The sequence below is a fragment of the Candidatus Cardinium sp. cBcalN2 genome (genome assembly GCF_022810445.1).
Lineage (GTDB): Bacteria > Bacteroidota > Bacteroidia > Cytophagales > Amoebophilaceae > Cardinium.
Genome location: NZ_JAACGD010000158.1, coordinates 1 through 481 on the forward strand (window position 1 = coordinate 1; position 481 = coordinate 481).

Here is a 481-nt window from a genome sequence, read left to right on the forward strand (position 1 = left end):
AACTTTTTACTGAGGGCTTTTTTTTCTTTTTAGTCTGATGGAGCTGAATCGATAGTGTAGCCGCAAAAGCAAGCAGCGCTATCTAACAGTTGCTTATAACGATTTTAGGTATTCTGCTAACTTATCTATTTTTTTCGTAGCATCTGCACAATTGTCCGAGTTGTTTGAGCCTATCTTAGTCACAGTATCAGGATTATAGCATTGGTTTTTAGGCTTAAGCTTTACATGGTGATCTGTAGTTCGGTTGGTACTTTTCTTAGCCATTACCCCAGTACCACTATTAAGATCAGATTCTTTTAAGGTGTATACAATCTTATCCTTATTTAATTTACTAGGACAACCACCACGAAGCGTGTTAGCTAGTTGGCTACATGCAGTTTGCGTGGTTAGTAAAACAGCACCCAGTGCTGGTAATATTGCTTGTGAAAATATAAAATGTTTATGTATTGCTTTAGTTCTATGCATATAGATTTAATGTTTA

General features: G+C 36.0%; 1 protein-coding gene. It reads right to left on the reverse strand.

Annotated features, from left to right (window positions below; genetic code table 11):
- Window positions 1–93 precede the first annotated feature (93 nt).
- Window positions 94–465 carry a hypothetical protein gene (locus tag MUW74_RS04065; RefSeq protein WP_243553092.1) on the reverse strand — a complete coding sequence of 124 codons (372 nt, stop codon included), beginning with the start codon at window positions 463–465 and terminating at the stop codon, window positions 94–96.
- Between the last annotated feature and the right edge of the window lie 16 nt (window positions 466–481).

Coding starts and splice junctions, on each gene's coding strand:
- MUW74_RS04065 (WP_243553092.1), bottom strand. CDS start 465: ATGCATAGAACTAAAGCAATACATAAACATTTTATATTTTCACAAGCA.